General features: G+C 33.2%; 16 protein-coding genes. 14 read left to right on the plus strand and 2 right to left on the minus strand.

All coding sequences use genetic code 11. The features are described from left to right. Positions 1-77: 77 nt before the first annotated feature. Both AC6CH4_RS18545 and AC6CH4_RS18550 read left to right on the plus strand, forming a co-directional pair. Complete coding sequence (locus tag AC6CH4_RS18545) at positions 78-833, plus strand: SDR family NAD(P)-dependent oxidoreductase (protein WP_498105580.1); 756 nt, start codon at positions 78-80, stop codon at positions 831-833. Between the two features lie 131 nt (positions 834-964). Next, positions 965-2,116: an ATP-binding protein gene (locus AC6CH4_RS18550; RefSeq protein ID WP_498105891.1), complete on the plus strand. Its 1,152-nt coding sequence runs from the start codon at positions 965-967 to the stop codon at positions 2,114-2,116. Between the two features lie 62 nt (positions 2,117-2,178). On the opposite strand, the gene AC6CH4_RS18555 is transcribed toward AC6CH4_RS18550, so the two are convergent. Beyond that, positions 2,179-2,922 (minus strand): DUF3298 and DUF4163 domain-containing protein, encoded by a 744-nt coding sequence (locus AC6CH4_RS18555; RefSeq protein ID WP_498105582.1) that lies wholly within the window; start codon positions 2,920-2,922, stop codon positions 2,179-2,181. A gap of 199 nt (positions 2,923-3,121) precedes the next feature. On the opposite strand from AC6CH4_RS18555, the gene AC6CH4_RS18560 reads away from it, so the two are divergent. Continuing rightward, entirely contained in the window at positions 3,122-4,264 is a 1,143-nt protein-coding gene (locus AC6CH4_RS18560) for a cystathionine gamma-synthase (RefSeq protein WP_498105584.1), read from the plus strand. 54 nt (positions 4,265-4,318) lie between these two features. Here AC6CH4_RS18560 and AC6CH4_RS18565 read toward each other — a convergent pair whose 3' ends face one another. Further along, entirely contained in the window at positions 4,319-5,107 is a 789-nt protein-coding gene (locus tag AC6CH4_RS18565) for a THC0290_0291 family protein (protein WP_498105586.1), read from the minus strand. Between the two features lie 323 nt (positions 5,108-5,430). On the opposite strand from AC6CH4_RS18565, the gene gdhA reads away from it, so the two are divergent. From gdhA to AC6CH4_RS18620, 11 genes are all read left to right on the plus strand, one after another. Further along, positions 5,431-6,774, plus strand: a complete 1,344-nt coding sequence (gene gdhA, locus AC6CH4_RS18570; protein ID WP_498105588.1) for an NADP-specific glutamate dehydrogenase — start codon at positions 5,431-5,433, stop codon at positions 6,772-6,774. A gap of 128 nt (positions 6,775-6,902) precedes the next feature. Beyond that, entirely contained in the window at positions 6,903-9,185 is a 2,283-nt protein-coding gene (porZ, locus tag AC6CH4_RS18575; RefSeq protein ID WP_498105590.1) for a type IX secretion system anionic LPS delivery protein PorZ, read from the plus strand. A 55-nt stretch (positions 9,186-9,240) separates the two neighbouring features. Next, on the plus strand, positions 9,241-10,686 hold the full coding sequence (locus AC6CH4_RS18580; RefSeq protein ID WP_498105592.1) for an MBOAT family O-acyltransferase: 1,446 nt from the start codon (positions 9,241-9,243) through the stop codon (positions 10,684-10,686). Positions 10,687-10,689: 3 nt separating this feature from the next. Further along, positions 10,690-11,721, plus strand: coding sequence for an alginate O-acetyltransferase AlgX-related protein (locus AC6CH4_RS18585; protein ID WP_498105594.1), 1,032 nt, complete (start codon positions 10,690-10,692; stop codon positions 11,719-11,721). 124 nt (positions 11,722-11,845) lie between these two features. Further along, the gene (gene recO, locus AC6CH4_RS18590; protein ID WP_498105595.1) at positions 11,846-12,559 is read left to right on the plus strand and encodes a DNA repair protein RecO; all 714 of its coding nucleotides are present in this window, start codon (positions 11,846-11,848) and stop codon (positions 12,557-12,559) included. 130 nt (positions 12,560-12,689) lie between these two features. Then, on the plus strand, positions 12,690-16,091 hold the full coding sequence (gene ileS / locus AC6CH4_RS18595) for an isoleucine--tRNA ligase (protein ID WP_498105596.1): 3,402 nt from the start codon (positions 12,690-12,692) through the stop codon (positions 16,089-16,091). Between the two features lie 10 nt (positions 16,092-16,101). Next, positions 16,102-16,482, plus strand: a complete 381-nt coding sequence (locus AC6CH4_RS18600; protein WP_007807070.1) for a TraR/DksA family transcriptional regulator — start codon at positions 16,102-16,104, stop codon at positions 16,480-16,482. Positions 16,483-16,570: 88 nt separating this feature from the next. Next, positions 16,571-17,170 (plus strand): lipoprotein signal peptidase, encoded by a 600-nt coding sequence (locus AC6CH4_RS18605; protein WP_498105598.1) that lies wholly within the window; start codon positions 16,571-16,573, stop codon positions 17,168-17,170. Between the two features lie 142 nt (positions 17,171-17,312). Next, positions 17,313-20,471 carry a UvrD-helicase domain-containing protein gene (locus tag AC6CH4_RS18610; RefSeq protein WP_498105600.1) on the plus strand — a complete coding sequence of 1,053 codons (3,159 nt, stop codon included), beginning with the start codon at positions 17,313-17,315 and terminating at the stop codon, positions 20,469-20,471. A 70-nt stretch (positions 20,472-20,541) separates the two neighbouring features. Next, positions 20,542-21,735, plus strand: coding sequence for a glycine C-acetyltransferase (gene kbl / locus AC6CH4_RS18615; RefSeq protein ID WP_498105602.1), 1,194 nt, complete (start codon positions 20,542-20,544; stop codon positions 21,733-21,735). Between the two features lie 112 nt (positions 21,736-21,847). Continuing rightward, on the plus strand, positions 21,848-23,329 hold the full coding sequence (locus AC6CH4_RS18620) for an OmpA family protein (protein WP_498105604.1): 1,482 nt from the start codon (positions 21,848-21,850) through the stop codon (positions 23,327-23,329). Positions 23,330-23,334: the final 5 nt, after the last annotated feature.

A 23,334-nucleotide genomic window follows, 5' to 3' on the forward strand; every position in this document is an offset into this window, starting at 1 on the left:
ACAGATTAAAGGATTCTCACAGATTGAAAAATCAATTTAATCCTTTAATCTGTGGCAAAAAAAATAAAAAATATAGAATGAAAAAAACAGTTTTAATTACTGGAGCCACAAGCGGAATTGGAAAAGCCACCGCACAAATAATGGCAAAAAACAATTATAAAGTTATCCTTTGCGGAAGACGTAAAGAACGTTTAGTCGAACTAGAAAAAGAACTTTCGGCTTTTACAGAAGTACATTCACTTTCATTTGATGTTCGTGATAAAGAGGCTGTTTTTTCAACTATCAATTCGTTGCCAACAGAATTTGCGCAAATTGACGTTTTAATTAATAATGCCGGAAATGCACACGGTTTAGACCCAATTCAAAATGGAAATATTGACGATTGGGACGCCATGATTGATATTAATGTAAAAGGACTTTTGTATGTTTCAAAAGCTATTATTCCGCAAATGATTGAAAGAAAAGCGGGACATATTATCAATATTGGTTCAATTGCCGGAAAAGAAGTGTATCCGAACGGAAATGTGTACTGCGCATCAAAACATGCGGTTGACGCCATTAACAATGGAATGCGAATGGATTTGAATCCATACGGAATTAGAGTAGGAGCAATTCATCCGGGAATGGTTGAAACTGAATTTAGTGAAGTTCGTTTTAAAGGCGATGCCGATAGAGCAACAAATGTTTATAAAGGTTTAGAACCTTTACAAGCTGAAGATATTGCTGATATTATTCATTTTGTAGTGTCAAGAAAATACCATGTAAACATTGCCGATTTAGTTGTATACCCAACAGCGCAAGCGTCAGGAACGATAGTCAACAAGAATATTTAGATTATTAGACATTGGACTTCTTAGATTTTTAGACTAGCTTAGACAGCTAGACATACAATTATTAAGGGTAAAATTTAAGAAGTCCAATGTCTAAGAAGTCTAAAAATCTAACATCTAAGAAGTCTAAAGAAATGATCAACAAACGCCTTTTAATAAAAAACCTGCTCGCTCATAATGACGAGAGCAGTTTTTATGACAAAAAAAGGCAGTTGAATTTGCATACGCGCGAAGGAAAAGGAAAATTCTTAAAACATATTTGTGCCTTATCGAATTCAAATCCAACTAATAATTCTTATATCGTGGTTGGTGTTGAAGATCAGGACAATGAAATTGTCGGCGATGATTTCTTTGATGATAGCAGAATTCAGAATCTCGTCAATGCGTTTTTAGAAAATCCACCTAAAATTCAATACGAGAATGTTCCGTTTCCGAATCTTCCAAAAGACAAAGTAATCGGATTGGTGACGATTAAACCGAAGAACAAAATCTCCTATTTCAAAAAAGGAATTCATACCATTTTGGCGAATAGTGTCTTTATTAGACGGGGCAGTAATTCGGTTCCTGTTGAAGGTGAAGTAGAGAAGAATTACCAGAATACAGAAACGGTTATCGGAATTGAAAACAGTTCCCGAAATAGCATTCAATATACACTTGACGGTGTTATCGACTTTATGAATTTCAGGCATAAAGACATGTCGCCGAAATATAATGTTTTTAAAGAATTATTTGTGATTTGCTGGGCGGGAGTTCCTAAAAAATCGCGTGATAAAACCTTTCTTTCCAGAGTCGATATTGAATTGATTAACGAACAAATTAAACTTTTTTATTCGGCGCAAGATGTAGTTACGATTGTTTTTGATGATGGTAGTTTTACAATTACCGAATATGTTCCGTTAGGCTTAAATGATAAAACAAGCTATTATCCGTTAGAAGAACAAACTATTCGTTTCTTTGATAATGGTTATTATAAAATTGATCGAAAAATGCTTTTTCAGCCACCGGAATTCAATCGAAAAATGCTGTATCATATTTACAATTCGAATATGGCATTACTTCAAAAACTGCAAAAAGGATTTACATTGTCACAACGTGAAATGGTTGATCTGGAAAATCTTCCATCCACTTTTATGATTTGTTATTTGAATGGTTTTGATGAAGCCAAACAAAAACTTATTGATTCAAAACTGCTTTTAAAACCGTTTTCTCAAGTGTACTTGTCTTTTAAAGAAGCTTTGAGGATTCTGCGGAAAATGAAATATGATTTTCAGGAAGGGGCTAAATAAAGATTCTAAGATTCTAAGGTTTTTTTGAATTGCCTCCAGCTTTAGCCAAATGTTTTTTTAAATTACTGATACAATAAATACTTATTAACTTCATCATACGGAAATAAAAGCTCTTTTGGACCATCTGCATAAGATGCAGCCTCATAGGAATTGTAATACAAAAGCAATCCATCTTCTGTGTAGAAAATATTCTGAGGTAATTGAAATTTGTCATTTTCGAACATTAAACCTGTTGCGTTAATGTTTGCTTTTGCCGGAATTTTGTATTTCTCGCGGAATGCCTTTTCGGCGAAAGCCTTAAATTCTTTTTCATTTTTAAAAAGCTGATCAGAAAAAATGGTTTTTCCTGTTTTCGGATTAAATAATAAAGAGCGATATCCCTGATATCCATGTGCGCCTCCGGTAAAAGTATAATGATCAATTTTTATGTTGATGATTTCACCTGATTCAAATTCAAGATTTCCTTTGATTTTTCCTTGCCAACCGAAGGTTTCGTTTGGAAATTTTTTATGCATTTCTTCATAAGAGCCAATAAAGGAAGATGTTAATGCATTATAATCATTTAATTTTACTTGTTTTTCCCCAAAATAGACAATTTCTTTTACGACCGAAAAGATTTTTTTATTTATACTATCGGAAACAACAGGAGTATTTTTTGCAATCGGAATTTCAATTGTTATTATTGGGCAATCCGTTTTGCAGGGAAGGATAGATTTTTTTTCAAACGTTTCATTTTCAAATGAAAGCCCTTTGTTGCAACTAGTAAATAATAAAAACAAAAAGACTAAAAAAGTATACTGTTTCATATATGTAAATGTTATTTGTTATTGGTCATATATAGTGTAGCATTTTATTTATAGGTTTTTGCTTTCGTAAAGCTCTGATTATTGGTGATTTCATATCTCAAAGTGTTAATTATATACAAAGGTAAGAAGTTGTTTCAGGATTAAAATAAATTAAAAGGTAAATTTGTAGTCTAAAATCGCGTTTTAAAAACATAACTATATGAAATTCAATACTAAAGTGATTCATGGTGGTCAGCATCATGACCCAAGTACGGGTGCAGTAATGCCTCCCGTATATCAAACTTCAACTTATATTCAGACAAGTCCGGGACAACCTTTAGGCGATTATGAATACAGCAGAGCTTCAAATCCAACTCGTACAGCATTAGAAAATGCTTTGGCAAGTATTGAAAACGGTACACGTGGATTGGCTTTTTCATCGGGATTAGCAGCGACTGATTGTATTTTGAGAGGACTTAAAGCTGGAGATGAAGTTATTGCTATGGATGATTTGTATGGCGGTACTTACAGAATGTTCTCCAGAATTTATAAAGATTCAGGAATTAAATTTCATTTTGTTGATATGACTGATATTGCAAAATTGAAATCATTAATCAATGAAAATACAAAATTGATTTGGGTTGAAACACCAACAAATCCGTTAATGAAATTGGCAGATATTGAAGAAGTTGCTAAAATTACCAAAGAGCATAAAATTTTATTTGCTGTTGATAATACTTTTGCAACACCATATTTGCAAAAGCCGCTTGATTTAGGTGCAGATATTGTCATGCATTCGGCAACTAAATATTTAGGAGGGCACTCTGATGTTATCGCCGGAGCCTTAATTGTGAAAGATGAAGCTTTAGGAGAACAATTGCACTTTCAACAATTTGCAACTGGCGCGACATTAGGACCAATGGATAGTTTTCTTGTTTTAAGAGGAATTAAAACACTATCACTGAGAGTGCAAAGACACTGTGAAAATGGAGAAAAAGTAGTGGAATACTTAACTAAGCATCCAAAAATAAAAACGGTTTATTATCCGGGATTACCAAGCCATCCGTTTCATGAAATTGCCAAAAAACAGATGAAAGCTTTTGGCGGAATGGTTTCGTTTACTTTCGTTTCTGGTAAAAAAGAAGATTCAATTACCTTTTTAGAAAAATTAAAAGTATTTACTTTGGCAGAATCATTAGGTGGAGTGGAGTCATTAGCGAATCATCCTGCCTTGATGACACATGCTTCAATTCCTGCAGATAAAAGAGCTGAAGTTGGTATTACTGATGATTTGGTTCGATTGAGTGTTGGTATCGAAGATGCAGAGGATTTAATCGCCGATTTAGAACAAGCACTAGCATAAAAAGAAAACCCCCAACTCGTGAGAATTGGGGGTTTTCTTTATATTGTAGTTTCTTTAGAATTCTAAATAATAAATATATCCCGCGTTGAACCAAACCTGAGAATCATTTCTCTTGTTTTCCTTGAAAAGATCTTTGTTAGGATTTAAACCATCAACCCAGTCAGAGCTAAAGCCTTGATAGCGAATATCAAACATTAAATCGCTCATCTCGGTTAATTTGTAATGAACCCCAACGCCTGCAGTTATTGATAATACCACTCCATTTTCATTTGAAAAACCATACTGACGACCGTCTGAAGGTATTAAATATTTTGCAAAAGTTGTTGACGGAAGTCCTAAAGGGCCTAAATCTGAAGTTACACTTGTTGTATAATAGCTCACCTGAAAACCTAAACTTGCATATGGACTAAAGCTACCTACTGAATTTTCGAAATCGTGAATTTTTATTGGAGAGAATTCTAATTGAGATCCAAGATTTAATAAAGTTGATTTTCCGCTCATTGCTCTAAGGTAGCGAACAAGTCCTTTTTTTTCTTCTGATTCTACCCATTTACCAAAATGTTCCAGTTTGGTCTGATTGAATGATAGTTCAGATCTCACTTTGAAATGTTCTGAAAAAAAACTTTCTCTGTTGTTGTTGGTAGAAAAGTTAATGAAATGAACGACCCCCACGCCAAAACCTGTGTTTCCAACGTTCGTGTCCATATTATTACGTTCACCATAATCTGACTGAAAAGATACTGGGCCGAATATTATTCCTACTTCTTGTGCGATACCTTGTGCTTTCGATACTGTTGTAATTCCGATGAAGGCGAATAAAGTGAGTATTATAGGTTTAAGCATATTTTTTGGGCTTTCAAATGATGGCAAATATATAAAAAACATGTGCGATTCAAAATAATATATTCGTCTATTAAAAAATAAGTAACAAAATACTTAATTTGTTAACTTTAAGTTGGTTGTTTCGATGTAAAATAAGTAGTGTAAAATGCTATTTTTAGTAAAGTTTGAAAAATATACAATTCACGCCCACAAAGTGAAAAAAATCACATTACATCCGTATTTTGTTATATCTTTGTACGTTGAAACGAAAACGTTTTCTTAAACGTATTTTCTTGTTTAATTGAGCAAAATTAAAATAATTTACCTGAATAATTTATTTAAAAATGGAACAAAAAATAAATGAATTTATGGCTCTTGTAGAGTCTAAAAATCCCAACGAGCCAGAGTTTCTTCAAGCTGTTAGAGAATTTGCAGAAACGGTAATTCCATTTATTGCAGAGCGTAAAAAATACGATGGAAAAAACTTACTTCTTAGAATTGCAGAACCAGAACGTTCTATAATATTTAGAGTTCCTTGGGTTGATGATAAAGGAGAAATTATTGTAAACAGAGGTTTTAGAATTCAAATGAATTCAGCAATCGGACCTTATAAAGGAGGAATTAGATTTCACCACTCTGTTAACCTATCAGTTTTAAAATTCCTTGCTTTTGAGCAAGTATTTAAAAATAGCTTGACTACACTACCAATGGGTGGTGGAAAAGGAGGATCTGATTTTGATCCGGAAGGAAAATCTGATGCTGAGGTAATGCGTTTTTGTCAATCTTTCATGACGGAGTTATGTCGTCATATTGGCCCTGATTTAGATGTACCCGCTGGAGATATTGGTGTTGGAGCAAGAGAAATTGGATATTTATTTGGTCAATATAAGAGAATTAGAAATGAATTTACAGGTGTTTTAACCGGTAAGGGAATTGCTTACGGAGGGTCGTTAATCAGACCTGAAGCTACAGGATACGGAGTTGTTTATTTTACAGATCAAATGCTTAAAACTATTGGGCATGACATTAAAGGTAAAAAAGTAGCGATTTCAGGATTCGGAAATGTGGCTTGGGGAGTTGCTTTGAAAATAAATGAATTAGGAGGAAAAGTATTGACTATTTCCGGACCTGATGGATATATTTATGATGAAGAAGGAATCTCTGGTGAGAAAATCGATCATATGCTTGAAATGAGAGCTACTGGAGATAACAGAGCCGAGCTTTATCTTAAGAAATATCCAAATGCTATTTTTCATAAAGGGAAAAGCCCATGGGAAGTAAAAGTTGACATTGCAATTCCATGTGCGACTCAAAATGAATTAAATGGTGAAGATGCTCAAAAACTAATTGATAATGGCGTTTTATGTGTTACTGAAGCTGCAAACATGCCTTCAACATTAGATGCGATTAAACTATTTTTAGATAATAAAGTATTATTTGCTCCTGGAAAAGCGGCTAACGCTGGTGGTGTTGCTGCATCTGGATTAGAAATGACACAAAATTCAATTCGTCTAAACTGGACAAGTGAAGAAGTTGATTTGAGATTAAAAGATATTATGGTTGGAATTCACAACCAATGTAAAAAATACGGTGTTGGTGAAGATGGCTATGTAAACTACGTAAAAGGAGCGAACATTGCCGGATTTGTAAAAGTTGCCGATGCTATGCTTGCGCAAGGTGTAGTGTAAAAAGTTGTTTTAGTTCTAAAGTGCCTTCATTTGTCGAAAGATAAATCGGAGGCATTTTTTATTTATATAAGAACAAAAATCAAATACTTTCGTTTGTATTATATTTGTCTATCTGAATATATCAAATAATGAAGAAAAGGTTTCTCTATATTTTGTTTCTGCTTTTTATGCAATTTAGTTTTGCTCAAAATAAATTGTCGTGGCAAGGCTATTTTTCATTTAATGAAATAAAAGATGTTTCAGAGTCTTCGACAACTGTTTACGCAGCTTCGGAGAATGCCTTGTTTTCTAAAAATGCCGCGACAAATACAGTTAAAACAACAACTACAATTGATGGGCTTTCGGGTCAGACTATTTCTGCTGTATATTATAGTGAAGCTTTCAGGAAAACAATTGTAGGTTATGAAAATGGTTTATTGATCATAGTCAACGAAACGGATGGCAGTATGCTTAAAAAAGTTGATATCATCAATAAACAATTGGCCCCAAATCTTAAAAAAATCAATCATTTTATGGAGCATAACGGTTTACTGTATGTTTCTTGTGATTTCGGAATTGTGCAATTTAATTTGACGACTTTGCAATTTGGTGATACTTATTTTATTGGAGATAATGGCGCGGAAATCAGTGTAAAACAAACTGCTTTTTTTAATGGATTTATTTATGCCGCCACTTCAAGTGGAATCAGAAGAGCAAATAGCACAAGTCCGAATTTAAATGATTTCAGTCAATGGACAGTTGTAAATTCAGGAGATTGGTCAAGTGTTGAAACTTTAGATACCGAACTTATTGCAATTAACACTGTCGGATATATTCATAGGTTTAACTCAGCAATTTTTGTTGGTTTTTTGCAGCTTCCGCAACCTTCTGTAGATATGCGGGCAAAGAATCATAATTTGTTTATAACGATCCCGAATACGGTTTATATCTATAATAATCAAATGGTTTTGAACAGACAAATTTCAAATACTCAGGTTTTAGATAATACACTTAATTTTACTTGTGCAGCCGCTGTTGGAGATGCAATTTACATTGGAACAGAAGAAAAAGGCTTGTTCTCGTCGGCCCTTTCTGGAAGTGCGGCTTTTGGAAATAATACGCCAACAGGTCCGGCACGAAATAATATTTTTTCATTAGATGTAACTCCGAATGTTCTTTGGACAGTCTATGGTGATTACGATTCGTTTTATAATCCGTATCCTTTAGATAATTATGGTGTAAGCAAATACAATACTTCTGGTTGGTTGAATATTCCACATTCTGATGTTTATGATGCCAAATCGATGACGAAAATCATTGTAAATCCTACTGATGAGAAACAGGTTTATGCGAGTTCATTTTTCTCTGGATTATTAAAAATAGAAGATGATGTTCCGCAGTTTTTATATAACGAAAAAAATAGTGGTTTAGAATCAATTACTACTGAAGGTCCAAATTACATAGATGTCCGTATCAATGGAACTGCTTTTGATAAAACAGGAAATCTTTGGGTAACCAATAGCCGTATTAAAAATGGATTAAAAGTTTTGAGGACCAATGGCCAATGGGGAAGTTACCCGATGACGTCAATTATCGATGATGCAGAAGCTTCAAGTTATGCCAACATTGTAATTGATAGAAATGGTGTAAAATGGATTGCAACCAACAGAGATGGGGTTATTGGTTTTAATGATGCAACCAATACATTCAAAAAAATGACATTTGGTGCCGATGCAGGAAATCTTCCAATTGCCGACGCAAGATCGATTGCAATTGATACTAAAAACCAGCTTTGGATTGGAACTACAAAAGGTTTGCGTGTTTTGTCAAACGTGAGTAGTTTTCAAAATGAAAGTCAGTTAAAAGCGAATCCGATTATCATTATGGAAGATAATCTGGCTCAGGAATTACTGTACGAGCAATTTATCACTTCAATTGCAGTTGACGGTGCTAATAATAAATGGATCGGAACAACTGATTCAGGTGTTTTTATGGTGTCCCCAAATGGACAGGAAACGAAATATCATTTTACAATAAACAATTCTCCTTTGCCAAGTAATGTCATAAATGATATTAAAATTAACAGTACCACCGGAGAAGTTTTCATAGCAACCAATAAAGGAATGATTTCTTTTAAAGGAATTGCTACAGATGCTAATGAAGATTTAAATAATGTTTATGTGTATCCAAATCCGGTTCGCCCAACCTATTCAGGAACTGTAAAAGTAGCTGGGTTAATTGATAAAGCCAATATTAAAATTACAGATATTGAAGGTAATTTGGTGTATGAAACTACGTCGGAAGGCGGAACAATAGAGTGGGACACAACGGCTTTTGGGAGATATAAAGTAGCTTCAGGAGTCTATATGATTTTTATTTCTGCCCAGGACGGTGGAGAAACAAAGGTTAAGAAAGTGATGATAATAAGATAGGAAGATTTAAATAAATTAAAATAATTAATCAAACATAAAATTATAAACCAACAGAATGCTTTTTAATTCGATAAACTTTGCAATATTTTTGCCAATTGTGTTTTTTCTCTATTGGTTTGCGACAAATAAATCACTCAAATTTCAGAATATCTTACTGCTTATATCAAGTTATTTTTTTTATGCTTGTTGGGATTGGAGGTTTTTATTTTTATTGATTTTCTCCACATTATTAGATTATTTTACAGGAATCAAGATGTCAGAATCTAAAAATAAAACTGCAAAAAATTTTTGGTTTTGGTTAAGTATATTTGTAAATCTCGGTTTTCTGGGGGTTTTTAAATACTATAACTTTTTTGTTCAATCATTTGCAAATACCATCTCTAATTTTGGTTTGCATGTAAATCCCTGGACATTAAAAGTAATCTTACCTATTGGGATTTCATTTTACACTTTTCATGGTTTGTCGTATGTAATTGACATTTATAAAGACAGAATAAAAGCCGAAAAGAATATTGTTGATTATTCTGTATTTGTTAGTTTCTTTCCTTTACTTGTTGCGGGACCTATAGAACGAGCGACACATCTTTTGCCACAAATTCAGAAAAAAAGGACTTTTGATTATGATAAAGCGGTTGATGGATTAAGGCAGATTTTATGGGGATTATTTAAAAAAATTGTAATTGCTGATCAGTGTGCCCAATACGTTAATACAATTTTTAATAATTCAGCTGAATATTCAGGAAGTACCCTTCTATTAGGGGCAGTCCTTTTTTCGTTTCAGATTTATGGAGACTTTTCGGGTTATTCAGATATTGCGATAGGAGTTGCACGCCTTTTTGGTATCGACTTACTTAAGAATTTTGCTTTCCCTTATTTTTCTAGAGATATTGCAGAGTTTTGGAGAAGATGGCATATTTCTCTTTCTAATTGGTTTAGAGATTATTTATACATTCCGTTAGGTGGAAGCAAAGGAGGGATGTGGATTAAAGTTAGAAATACTTTAATTATTTTCTTAGTAAGCGGATTTTGGCATGGAGCCAATTGGACTTTTGTCGTTTGGGGTTTTTTAAATGCTTTGTATATTATGCCCTCTATTATTTTTAATACAAATCGCAATAATTTAGATATTGTGGCTCAAGGTAAATATTTGCCAACTATTAAAGAAGTTTTTCAAATGGTTTTAACATTTAGTTTAACCGTTTTTGCATGGATATTTTTTAGAGCAAATAATATAGAACACGCTTTAAGCTATATTTCGGAAATATTTTCAGGTTCAATATTTACTTTTCCTATATATGAGGGAGATGATTATCAAAAACAATTACTTATCCTGTTGTTTGTTTTTGTACTTATTGAATGGTTGGGAAGAGAAGAACAATTTGCAATAGCAAATATGATAAAATGGAAATCACCACTTAGATATGCATTGTATTATATTATTATAGTCGCAATTTTTGTATTTAGTGGTGAGAAACAACAATTTATTTATTTTCAGTTTTAATTTATGAAAAAATTTATTTTTAAAACATGCTTTTTTGTAACTCCGTTCGTATTTCTTTATGTGATTACATCGTTGTTTTACAGCAACTCTGAATCTCCAGATTTAATACGGTTAGGTTGTTTTCCAAATGTTTTCAAGGAATGTAGAAATGTATTTCATAATGAGTTTAAACGTAAAATTTATTTTAATAAATTTTCAAACAGAAAAAATAAAAAAGAAAAAATTCTTACTATTGGAGATTCATTTTCTGAGCAGGGTAATTATGGGTATAAAAATTATCTTGCAGAAAAATATGGTGTTTTACATATAGACAGATTTATTTCCGGAAATCAGATACAAACATTATACGAATTGTTAAATGGAGATTTTTTTGAAAAACAAAATATTGAATATGTGATATTGGAAAATGTAGAGAGAAGTTTTGTTTCTAACGCAAAAGATATAGATTCTTCAAAAATAATGATGGTATCTCAATTAGATAATTTAGTGCGTAATCATAAATCTTCTAAAGGAGACAATGTAGATCCTTTTTTTTCAAAAAAAACTATCCAATTTCCTTTTTCAATGCTTCGGTATTACTTTAGTCAAAACTACTTATCCAATAGTTATGTTTACAATGTCGTTCTGAACAGAAATAATTTATTCAGCATTAATGAGAGTAATTTATTGTTTGTTTGTAAAGATTTGTCTTGTTTGGAAGAAAATAATGATTTGGTGGGAGTTCAAAAATTAAATAATATTTTAAATGATTTGTCGAATAAGTTGAGAGGTAAAAAAATAAAACTTATTGTTTTACCAGCGCCTGATAAATACGATCTTTACTATGATTATATCGCTGATAAAACCAAGTTTCCGGCACCATTGTTTTTTAATCATTTAAGTGCTCTTAAAAAAGATTATATATATATAGATTCAAAGAAAATTCTATCTGCTCAATTAGAAAGTAAAAAAGATATTTATTTTTATGATGACACACATTGGTCTCCAGTTGCTTCTAAAATTATAACAGATGAAATAAAAAAAGCAATAAATTGAACCAATAAAGTTGAAGCAATGTCTACCGATATTGCTTCAGCTTTAATATTGGATAATAAGTGTTTGATTTTAGGCAAATTCCAATTATTATGATCATTATTATGGAGAATTAGAATGTAAAGCGATGCAAGTCAAAACAAAAGCAATAGTAATCTCATCCTTAAAATTTCAGGAAAAAAGTCTGATTGTAAAGTGTTTTACGCTTTCAAATGGCCTGAAGTCTTATTTTGTGCGTGATGCTTTTTCAAGTCGAAAAGCGAGTCAGAAGATTGCTTATTTTCAACCCTTTTCGATTTTGGAAATTGAGGCTGTCCATAAAAATAAAGGGACTTTAGAAAATTTTAAAGAAATTAAAACCGCTGTTCCTTTTCAGACCATTCATACTGATGTAGTGAAAAGTACAATCGTAATGTTTCTTTCAGAAATGTTGCATTATTCGATTCAGGAAGAGGAAAAAAACGAATCCCTTTTTGAGTTTTTAGAAACAGCATTGACTTGGTTGGATCATCATGATGAAATTTCTAATTTTCATTTAATTTTACTTTTAGAAGTGACAAAATATCTTGGGTTTTATCCGGATATTTCTGAAATCGATTTGCCTTATTTCGAAATGAATGAAGGTGTTTTTACACTTTTACATGGCGTAAATGCTTTAACCGAACATGAAACAAATCTCTTAAAAAAACTAATTGATCTGAAATTTGACAACGATCAAAAAGTTTTTCATGTAATAGAAAGACAAATACTGCTAAAAATCCTGATTGATTATTATAGTTTTCATTTGGATGGATTCAAAAAACCGAAATCTTTAGAGGTTTTAAAGGAGGTTTTCTCTTAAATCTGGAAAAAGGGTAATTTTTTTTGAGGAATATACTTGAAATTTTCTGACATCGCTCTTTTTTCTGTCATCTTTTATCTATTTTCCTCAAAATTCCTTACTTTCGCACCTCGTTTAAGAAAAGGATAAAATGAGCACAAAATTTACTGAATACAAAGGACTTGACTTACCAACAGTAGCGTCAGAAGTTCTTGATTTTTGGAAGAAAGAAAATATATTTGAAAAGAGTGTAACTACTCGCGAAGGTGCAGAGCCTTACGTATTTTTTGAAGGTCCGCCTTCAGCAAACGGATTACCGGGAATTCACCACGTGATGGCACGTGCGATTAAAGATATTTTTTGCAGATATAAAACTCAAAAAGGTTTTCAGGTAAAAAGAAAAGCTGGATGGGATACTCACGGATTACCTGTAGAATTAGGTACTGAGAAAGAACTTGGAATTACAAAAGAAGATATTGGTAAAACCATTTCTATCGAAGAATATAACGAAGCGTGTAAAAAAACCGTAATGCGTTATACGGACGTATGGAATGATTTGACCGAAAAAATGGGATATTGGGTAGATATGGAAGATCCATATGTGACTTATAAACCAAAATATATGGAATCGGTTTGGTGGCTTTTGAAACAAATCTACGATAAAGGTTTGTTGTATAAAGGGTACACAATTCAGCCATATTCTCCAAAAGCAGGGACTGGATTATCTTCTCACGAAGTAAATCAGCCAGGAGCTTACAGAGACGTTACTGATACTACAATTGTAGCGCAGTTTAAAACTTTACCTGAAACTTTACCTTCGTTTTTACAAGGTTTTGGAGATATTCACATCTTGGCCTGGACGACTACTCCCTGGACCCTGCCATCGAATACAGCTTTGACAGTTGGGCCAAAAATCGATTATGTTTTAGTAAAAACATTCAATCAATATACTTTTGAGCCAATCAATGTTGTTTTGGCTAAAAATTTAGTTGGAAAACAATTCGGAAAAGGATTTTTTGCAAGTGAAGATGATGCTGATTTCGACAAAGTAAAAAATGGAGACAAACAACTTCCGTATAAAATCTTAACAGAAGCAAAAGGTGCTGATTTAGTTGAAATTCGTTACGAACAATTATTGCCATACGTATTGCCTTATCAAAATGCTGAAAATGCATTTAGAGTAATTGCAGGAGATTTCGTTACTACAGAAGATGGAACAGGAGTTGTGCATACCGCTCCGACTTTTGGTGCTGATGATGCTAAAGTGGCAAAAGAGGCAAAACCAGAGGTGCCGCCAATGTTGGTTTTAGACGAAAATGGTACTGCAGTTCCATTGGTAGATTTACAAGGAAAATTCACTTCTCATTTAGGTGATTTAGCCGGTAAATATGTGAAAAACGAATATTATGATGCAGGTCAGGCGCCAGAGCGTTCTGTTGATGTTGAAATTGCTATTCGATTAAAAGAAGAAAATAAAGCCTTTAAGGTTGAAAAATACGTACATAGTTATCCACACAGTTGGAGAACTGATGAGCCGTTATTATATTATCCACTAGACTCTTGGTTCATTAAAGTAACCGATGTAAAAGATAGAATGTTCGACCTGAACGAAACTATCAATTGGAAGCCTAAGTCTACTGGTGAAGGACGTTTTGGAAATTGGTTGAAAAATGCCAACGACTGGAACTTATCTCGTTCTAGATATTGGGGTATTCCGTTGCCAATTTGGAGAACTGAAGACAAAAAAGAAGAAGTTCTTATTGGTTCTGTTGAAGAATTGTACAATGCGATCGAAAAATCTATCGAAGCTGGTTTTCAAAAAGAAAATCCATTCAAAGGTTTTGAAATCGGAAATATGTCTGAATCTAACTATGATTTAATCGATTTACATAAAAATGTTGTCGATCAAATTACTTTAGTTTCGGCTTCAGGCCAGCCAATGAAGCGTGAGAGCGACTTAATTGATGTTTGGTTTGATTCAGGAGCAATGCCTTACGCCCAATGGCATTATCCTTTTGAGAATAAAGATAAAATTGACGAGAATAAAGATTTCCCTGCGAATTTCATCGCTGAAGGAGTAGATCAGACTCGTGGATGGTTTTATACTCTACATGCTATCGGAACTTTGGTTTTTGATAAAGTAGCATATAAAAACGTAGTTTCGAATGGGTTGGTTTTGGATAAAAACGGACAAAAAATGTCGAAACGTTTAGGGAACGCGACAGATCCTTTTGAAACAATAAAAGAATATGGTCCTGATGCCACACGTTGGTACATGATTTCGAACGCAAATCCATGGGACAACTTAAAATTTGATATTGAAGGAATTGCTGAGGTTCGTCGTAAATTCTTCGGAACTTTATACAACACTTATTCATTCTTTTCGTTATATGCGAATATCGATGGGTTTAAATACGCTGAAGCGGAAATTCCGTTAAACGAGAGACCGGAAATCGATCAATGGATTATTTCTGAATTGCATTCGTTAATCAAATTTGTTGATGAATGTTATGAAGATTATGAACCTACGAAAGCAGCAAGAGCCATTTCTGATTTTGTTCAGGAGAATTTAAGTAACTGGTATGTTCGTTTATGTCGTCGTCGTTTCTGGAAAGGCGAGTATGCTCACGATAAAATTGCGGCCTATCAAACGCTTTATACTTGTTTATTAACGATAAGCAAATTAAGCGCTCCAATCGCTCCTTTTTTCATGGATAAATTGTACCGAGATTTGACCAGTTCTACAGGATTGGAGCAATATAGCAGTGTTCACTTGGCTGAGTTTCCAAAATTTGTCGAAAACTTTGTTAATAAAACGTTAGAAAGCAAAATGCAGAAGGCTCAAACCATCTCATCTTTGGTTTTATCACTTCGTAAAAAGGAAATGATTAAGGTGCGTCAACCTTTGCAAAAGGTAATGATTCCGGTACTTGACGAAAATCAGAGAGCTGAAATTGAAGCTATTTCTGAGCTTGTAAAAGCGGAAGTAAACGTTAAAGAAATCATACTTTTAGATGATGACTCTGGTATTTTAGTGAAGCAAATCAAGCCTAATTTTAAGGCTTTAGGGCCGCGTTTTGGAAAGGATATGGGTCTGATTTCCAAAGAAATACAAGCTTTTTCAGCAGATCAGATCAACCAGCTGGATAAGCAGGGAACGTTAGATATTGTTATTGCTGGAAAAAATGTAACTTTATCACTAGAAGACGTCGAAATAACATCCCAGGATATTGAAGGATGGTTGGTTGCAAATTCAAACGGAATTACGGTTGCGCTTGATATTACAATCTCTGAAGAATTGAAAAACGAGGGAATCGCGAGAGAATTGGTAAACAGGATTCAAAATATCCGTAAAGATTCTGGATTTGAAGTTACCGATAAGATTAAGGTTCAGATAAAAAGAAGTGGTTTGTTAGAAGAGGCCATTCTTAAAAATGAAGACTATATTAAGTCTGAGACATTAACAGACGACTTGATTTTTGTTGACGCTTTGGAAAACGGCACAGAAATTGAGTTTGATGATATTAAAACAGTGATATTAATTTCAAAATAATATAAATACCATGATAGATGAAATTACAAGATACTCTGACGCTGACTTGGCAGAGTTTAAAGAAATAATTCAAAATAAAATACAAAAAGCACAAGCCGATCTGGATTTAATTAAAAGTGCTTATATGAATGATTTGAATAACGGAACAGATGATACTTCTCCAACTTTTAAAGCATTTGAAGAAGGAAGCGAAACAATGTCAAAAGAAGCGAACTCACAGTTAGCTATCAGACAGGAAAAGTTTATACGCGATCTAAAAAATGCATTATTCCGTGTTGAAAATAAAACATATGGTATTTGCAAAGTGACAGGTAAACTAATCGGCAAAGAAAGGCTGAAAATCGTTCCTCATGCTACAATGAGTATCGAAGCTAAAAATTTGCAACGATAATATTTTATAAATTACAAAAGAATTAACGCTCCTTTAGGAGCGTTTTTTTTGATTAAATTATTACTTTTGCCCATCAAAAATCCATAAAATGTCATTACGAAAAGCGTATCTCCTTATATTTTTAGTTTTACTTGTTGATCAGATTTCAAAAATCTATGTGAAAACCAATTTTATTTTAGGAGAAGAAGTTCATGTTTTTAATTGGTTTAAAATTCATTTTATTGAAAATGAAGGAATGGCGTGGGGAACAAAAATTCCAGGCGAATACGGAAAATTAATTTTGACTGTATTTAGAATTTTTGCTGTTTTCGGAATCGGATATTGGTTGGCTGATGCAATCAAAAAACATCATTCTACTTATTTGATTGTAGCAATTGCTTTGATTTTTGCCGGAGCTGCGGGAAACATTTTAGATTCTGTTTTCTACGGAGTTATTTTTGATGACAGTACACATAATTTGGCAACACTTTTTTCTCCTCAGCCCTATGGTACATGGTTTCATGGGTTAGTAGTTGATATGTTTTATTTTCCTATCTGGGAAGGTAATTTGCCAACCTGGATACCGATTTTTGGAGGTAAGCATTTTATGTTTTTTAATGCTATTTTTAATGTTGCCGACATGGCGATTTCTACAGGTGTTGGTATTTTGCTTATTTTTAATAAAAGAGCATTTCCTAAAACAACATAAGTATTTTAAAAATTACAAAAAAATTAAATTCCAAATTCCAATATTTGAAGCGTTTATTGCATGCAGATATTGGAATTTGGAATTTTGCATTATTGGGATTTAATATTTATTGTGCTATTTTTACAACATTAAAGCCTAACTTATGCAAAGTCCATCTTTTTCTATCTACGATGCATCTGCAGGTTCAGGAAAGACCTATACTTTAGTTAAAGAATATCTTAAAATAATTCTTTCATCGCCTAAAAATGATGCTTATCGAAATATTTTGGCCATCACTTTTACCAATAAAGCGGTTCACGAAATGAAAAGCCGTATTGTTGGAAGCTTGTCTGAATTTACTAAGGATGAGCCTTCAGTGAAAGCTACGGATTTAATGGAAGATTTATCTCGTGAAACGGGACTTTCCTTGATTAAAATTAAAACAAAATCTCAAAATATTATTAAGCATCTAATTCATAATTATGCTGCTTTTGATATTTCTACTATTGATAAATTTACACACAAAGTAATTCGTGCTTTTGCACACGATTTAAATTTGCCAATGACTTTTGAGGTAACTCTGGATACTGAGAATTTATTGATAGAAGCTGTAGATGCAATTATTGCACAAGCGGGTCAGGATGAAACGCTAACAAAATTGCTAATTGATTTTACAATGGAAAAAACCGACGATGATAAAAGTTGGGATGTTTCGCGTGAAATTCTTGAAACCGGAAGATTGGTTTTGAACGAAAATAATCGAAATGAAATCTCTCATTTTCAGGATACATCTATTGAAGAATTTGTTGCCATCAAAAAGAAAATGTCAGTTTTGTGTGCTGATTTGGAAAAAGAATGTGCCGAACATGCCTTTAATGCTCTTGCTTTGGTTGATAAAAACGGAATCGATTTAAAATCATTTTCAAGAGGAACTTTTCCAAATCACTTAGAAAGTATAAGAGATGGTAAATTCAATCCACGAAATAAAACTTTTCATGAATTTGATGATATAGCAATTAATAAAACGGCGACAGATCGGGCGTTGATCGAAAATATTATTCCTGAATTGCTTCAAATTTTAGAGAAAGTTTATAAAAACTTTGAGAAACGAGATTTTTATAAAGCATTTCTAAAAAATATAACACCTCTCTCATTATTGAACACGGTTAGTAATGAACTGGCCAAAATTCAGTCAGAGCAAAATGTTTTGTCTATTTCAGAATTCAATGCCATTATTCATCGTGAAATTCAAAACCAGCCTGCGCCTTTTATTTATGAGCGTATGGGAGAGCGCTATCGTCATTTTTTTATAGATGAATTTCAGGATACTTCAGAGATGCAATGGCAAAATTTAATTCCGTTAATTGATAATGCGCTTGCAGGTCAGGATGATTTAGGGAACAAAGGAACACTAATGATTGTAGGTGATCCAAAACAATCTATTTATCGCTGGCGTGGAGGAAAAGCTGAACAGTTTATTGAGTTGAGTAAAGATATAAATCCGTTTAGCAACCCGGATAAGGTAATTGAACATTTAGATACTAATTATAGAAGTTATAGTGAAGTAATTGATTTTAATAATGCTTTTTTTAAATTAATTTCTACTGAATTTTCAAATGAAGATTATAAAGATTTATATGAAAATCATAGTCATCAAATTTCAAATGCTAAAAAAGGCGGATATGTAAATATTTCTTTTTTGCCGATAATCGAAAAAAATGATTTTGCAGATGATGAAGAGATTGTCGAAAAATCAGATTTATATGTTTTGGCTACTTTAAATACAATTCAGAAGGTGCTACGTGAAGGTTTTGAATATAGGGATATTGTAGTTTTAACCCGAAAAAGAGATCAGGGAATTGCGATTGCGAATTATTTGACAGAACAAAATATACCACTTTTATCTTCAGAAACTTTGATGATTCAGAATGCAACAGAAGTCCGTCTGATTATTCATTTGTTAAAATACCTGAACAATAGTATTGATTTAGAGGCTAAGGCTAATTTTCTTCATTTTCTGGCGAATGTAAAAAATATTCAAATGCCAATTCATGATTTTATAGCTAAAGGAATGGGGTATAAATTTGAAAGTGATTTTGAAAAATGGCTTTTAGGTTTTGATGTTTCGCTTTCGTTTGAAGATGTTAGAAAAAAATCCTTGTACGAAGCGGTTGAAATTATCATATCAAAATTTGTCCTTTCTTCAGAAGGGAATGCTTATGTGCAATATTTTTTGGATATTGTTTTAGAACGGGATATTAGAAATCAGGCCGGGATTGCAGATTTTCTGAATTACTGGGGTAAAAATTCGGAAAAATTCAGTATTCCATCTCCCGAGGGAAATAATGCTGTTCGCATTATGACGATTCATAAGTCTAAAGGTTTGGAATTTCCTATTGTAATTATGCCATTTGCAGAAGAAGATTATAGTAGAAAACCAAAAGATAAATTATGGCTTGATACAGAAAATGCTGATTTAGGCGTTCCGAAAGCATTAATCGATAATAGTAGTGCTGTTGAAGGTTTTGGTGAAAATGCTTCTGCTGTTTTTAATTTGAAAAAGCAGGAAGAATTACTAGATAATATTAATGTTTTGTATGTGGCCTTAACTCGTGCAGAAGAACAACTATATATTATTTCTCAAACTATAAAAGAGAGAAAAGACGGAGAATTTCCAAGTAATATGGCTTCTTTTTTTATTAAATATTTAATGCATAAAGGAGTATATAATGATGAGAAATTTGAGTATGAATTTGGAAACAGAATAAAACTTTCTCCTTCTCATCAAACATTAGATTTAATAAAAACAATTCCGATTGTTTCGGAAGTTTTGAATCCAAAAAATATTAAAATCGCCCAGAAGGAGTCTTTGATGTGGGGTACACATCAGCAAGAAGCAATTTCGTATGGAAATGTGATTCATGAAATTTTAGCGTCTGTGAAAGATAAATCAGATATTGAATTGGCGGTTACAAAAGCAATCGAGAATGGTTTGATAACATATGATCAAACTGAGAAAGTTTTGAAAACGTTACAAGAAATCGTTTCTCATCCTGAGTTAAGTGTTTGTTTTGATGGAAAAAATACTGTTCTTGCTGAGCAAACTATAGTTCAAAAGGAAGGAAGAATTTTAAAACCAGACCGTATAGTTTTGACTCAAAACAAAGAAGCATATTTACTTGATTATAAAACGGGTGCAATAAACTCGAAATATGCACAGCAAATTCAGGAATATCAAGATGCAATTGAAGATTTAGGATATAAAGTGTTAAAAAGAGCTTTGGTATATATTGGAACCGAAATCGATGTAGTAAATTTGTGAAGAAATTAGTCAGTTGTTAACGGCTTAATTAGTTTAAGTTGTTAATTTTTAACATATTAAATATAGTAAAATGTACGGTAAAATTAAAGAGCATTTGCAAAATGAATTGCAAACAATTGAAGACAGCGGAATTTTTAAGAAAGAACGCATTATAACTTCAGAGCAAGGAGCAGAAATAACTATTTCTACAGGAGAAACAGTTCTGAATTTTTGCGCGAATAATTATTTGGGACTTTCTTCGCATCCTGAGGTCGTACAAGCGGCGAAAGATACAATGGATACGCATGGTTTTGGTATGTCTTCCGTTCGATTTATTTGCGGAACACAGGATATCCATAAAACATTAGAAAAAAAGATCGCTGATTTTTATGGTACTGAAGATACCATATTATATGCTGCAGCTTTTGATGCAAATGGTGGTGTTTTTGAACCTTTATTAGGAGAGAATGATGCAATTATTTCAGATAGTTTAAATCATGCTTCTATTATTGATGGGGTTCGTTTGTGTAAAGCAGCTCGTTATCGTTATGAAAATAGTAATATGGAAGATTTGGAGCAGCAGTTAATAAAGGCTAATGAAGCTGGGGCTCGTTTTAAATTAATTGTAACAGACGGAGTTTTTTCTATGGACGGCCTTGTGGCGCCATTAGATAAAATTTGCGATTTAGCTGATAAGTATGATGCTATGGTTATGGTAGACGAGTGTCATGCTGCCGGATTTATCGGAGCAACAGGTAGAGGTACTCTTGAAGCAAAAGGAGTTATGGGGCGAGTAGATATTATTACAGGTACTCTTGGTAAAGCTCTGGGTGGTGCAATGGGAGGATATACAACGGCAAAAAAAGAAATAATCGAGTTATTGCGTCAACGCTCACGACCTTATTTGTTTTCAAATTCTCTTGCGCCAGCTATTGTAGGAGCTTCAATCAAAGTTTTTGAATTATTAGAAAAAGATACTTCGTTAAGAGATAAATTAGAATGGAATACTAATTACTTTAAAGAAGGAATGAAAAAAGCCGGCTTTGATATTATCGATGGAGATTCTGCAATTGTTCCTGTAATGTTATATGATGCAAAATTGTCTCAAACAATGGCAAATGAACTTTTAAAAGAAGGCATTTATGTTATTGGATTTTTCTTTCCTGTAGTTCCGAAAGAGAAAGCAAGAATTAGAGTTCAGTTATCAGCTGCGCATTCTAAAGAGCACTTAGACAAGGCAATAAGTGCATTTAAAGTTGTCGGACAAAAGTTAAAAGTTATATAATTCCCATTTTAAATAATTTTTGTAGGTTTTTTTTAACATTTCATTTTGTATTTAAAAATTTTGGTGTTACTTTTGTCTGTAATTAACTAAATTGTAATTAAAAAAATTAAGTATGAAACATCTTAACAAACTTTTAGTTGCTGTGATGATGGTGATGGGTTTAAGTTCTCACGCACAAGACAGTAACAATCCATGGGCTATCTCTTTTGGAGTTAATGCCGTTGACACTAGAACTAGTTCTGGTTCAGGAAGTGGGTTTTTTGATCAACACTTTTCTCAGCCATTCGCTGTAGATGACAACTGGAATATCCTTCCTTCTTTATCTTACATTGGTGTGAATAGATATGTAGGTCACGGTTTCTCTGTTGGTTTACAAGGTTCTGTAAACAAAATTGATAAAGCGGTTTACTTCAGACCAACTGCTCCTGGACATGATTCAAGAGGTAATGTGGTTACTAATCCTGGTGATTTAATGTATTATGGAATTGATGCTACTATTAAATATAGCTTCCAGGAATTAATCAAATCTAAAGTAATTGATCCTTCGTTATCTATTGGTGGAGGTTACGTTTTCTTAGGAGATGATAGTTTTGGTGTTGTTAATCCAGGTGCAGGAATTACTTTCTGGTTTACTGATGCTATTGGTTTAGAACTTGCTACTAAATATAAATGGGCTGTAGCTGTTGGTAATGATGACGTTCCTGGAAGAAATGATTATAACGGAGAGATTGATTCTCCATCTCATTTCCAACACACTTTAGGTCTAGTATTCAAATTCGGAGGTAAAGATACTGACGGAGACGGAATCTACGATAAAGATGATGCTTGTCCAGACGTTGCTGGTTTAAAACAATTCAATGGTTGTCCTGATACTGACGGAGACGGAATCGTTGACGCTAGTGATGCTTGTCCAGATGTTTTTGGTTTAGCTGCATTAAACGGATGTCCTGATACTGACGGAGACGGAATTGCTGATAAAGATGATGCTTGTCCAGATGTTGCTGGTTTAGCTGCTTTAAAAGGTTGTCCAGATGCTGACGGTGACGGAATTGCTGACAAAGATGACAAATGTCCTACTGTTGCTGGTCCTAAAGAAAATGGTGGTTGTCCTTTCTTAGACGCTGACAAAGATGGTGTTGCTGATAAAGATGACGACTGTCCTACAGTTTATGGTCCTGCTTCTAACAGAGGTTGTCCAGAAGTTACTGCTGAAGCTTTAGAAGATCTTAAAGTTCAAGCAAGAGCGGTTTACTTTAACTCAGGTAAAGCTACTTTCAAAACTGGAGATAAAGAAACTCAAGCTAGATTAGATGCAATCAAACAAATCCTTATCAATTATCCAAATGCTAAATTTAGCATTGAAGGACACACTGATAGCGATGGTTCTGATAAATTGAATCAAAAACTATCTGAAGATAGAGCTGCTGCTGTTATGAACGCTTTAATCGAAAGAGGAGTAAGTGTTGATAACTTACAATCTAAAGGTTTTGGTGAGTCTCAACCAGTTGCAAGCAACAAAACTGCTGCAGGTAAAGCACAAAACAGAAGAACTGAAATTAGACACATTGGTTCTAAATACCAAGGTAAACTATAATTTAC

This window comes from Flavobacterium sp. GQ95 (assembly GCF_059758655.1).

Coding starts and splice junctions, on each gene's coding strand:
- AC6CH4_RS18545 (WP_498105580.1), top strand. CDS start 78: ATGAAAAAAACAGTTTTAATTACTGGAGCCACAAGCGGAATTGGAAAA.
- AC6CH4_RS18580 (WP_498105592.1), top strand. CDS start 9,241: ATGCTTTTTAATTCGATAAACTTTGCAATATTTTTGCCAATTGTGTTT.
- recO (WP_498105595.1), top strand. CDS start 11,846: ATGCAAGTCAAAACAAAAGCAATAGTAATCTCATCCTTAAAATTTCAG.
- ileS (WP_498105596.1), top strand. CDS start 12,690: ATGAGCACAAAATTTACTGAATACAAAGGACTTGACTTACCAACAGTA.
- AC6CH4_RS18605 (WP_498105598.1), top strand. CDS start 16,571: ATGTCATTACGAAAAGCGTATCTCCTTATATTTTTAGTTTTACTTGTT.
- AC6CH4_RS18610 (WP_498105600.1), top strand. CDS start 17,313: ATGCAAAGTCCATCTTTTTCTATCTACGATGCATCTGCAGGTTCAGGA.
- gdhA (WP_498105588.1), top strand. CDS start 5,431: ATGGAACAAAAAATAAATGAATTTATGGCTCTTGTAGAGTCTAAAAAT.
- AC6CH4_RS18565 (WP_498105586.1), bottom strand. CDS start 5,107: ATGCTTAAACCTATAATACTCACTTTATTCGCCTTCATCGGAATTACA.
- AC6CH4_RS18555 (WP_498105582.1), bottom strand. CDS start 2,922: ATGAAACAGTATACTTTTTTAGTCTTTTTGTTTTTATTATTTACTAGT.
- porZ (WP_498105590.1), top strand. CDS start 6,903: ATGAAGAAAAGGTTTCTCTATATTTTGTTTCTGCTTTTTATGCAATTT.
- kbl (WP_498105602.1), top strand. CDS start 20,542: ATGTACGGTAAAATTAAAGAGCATTTGCAAAATGAATTGCAAACAATT.
- AC6CH4_RS18600 (WP_007807070.1), top strand. CDS start 16,102: ATGATAGATGAAATTACAAGATACTCTGACGCTGACTTGGCAGAGTTT.
- AC6CH4_RS18560 (WP_498105584.1), top strand. CDS start 3,122: ATGAAATTCAATACTAAAGTGATTCATGGTGGTCAGCATCATGACCCA.
- AC6CH4_RS18585 (WP_498105594.1), top strand. CDS start 10,690: ATGAAAAAATTTATTTTTAAAACATGCTTTTTTGTAACTCCGTTCGTA.
- AC6CH4_RS18620 (WP_498105604.1), top strand. CDS start 21,848: ATGAAACATCTTAACAAACTTTTAGTTGCTGTGATGATGGTGATGGGT.
- AC6CH4_RS18550 (WP_498105891.1), top strand. CDS start 965: ATGATCAACAAACGCCTTTTAATAAAAAACCTGCTCGCTCATAATGAC.